This is a genomic window from Arthrobacter sp. HMSC08H08, assembly GCF_001807575.1.
GTDB lineage: Bacteria > Actinomycetota > Actinomycetes > Actinomycetales > Micrococcaceae > Pseudoglutamicibacter > Pseudoglutamicibacter albus.
On record NZ_KV789394.1, the window covers coordinates 31,497 to 31,767 of the forward strand.

1 CRISPR repeat array is annotated in these 271 nt (G+C 66.4%).

The annotated features are described in order from the left end of the window. Positions 1-270: a CRISPR direct-repeat array (repeat unit 26 nt; unit sequence AGTTCCCCGCGCCTGCGGGGATGATC). The last annotated feature ends 1 nt before the right edge of the window (position 271 follow it).

The window sequence follows — 271 nt, forward strand, 5'->3', positions numbered from 1 at the left end:
AGTTCCCCGCGCCTGCGGGGATGATCCGTACGTCCTAGGTAAGCAGGCCCGGCAAGGCTCGAGTTCCCCGCGCCTGCGGGGATGATCCGGAACCGCCGATCACCTCGTGCTTACCGAAGAAGAGTTCCCCGCGCCTGCGGGGATGATCCGTCGCGGATCAGCTGCTCGCGCCTAGACTGAGCGAGTTCCCCGCGCCTGCGGGGATGATCCGGCCCATAGAGCATATTTAGCCTGCCGGGGTAGGAGTTCCCCGCGCCTGCGGGGATGATCC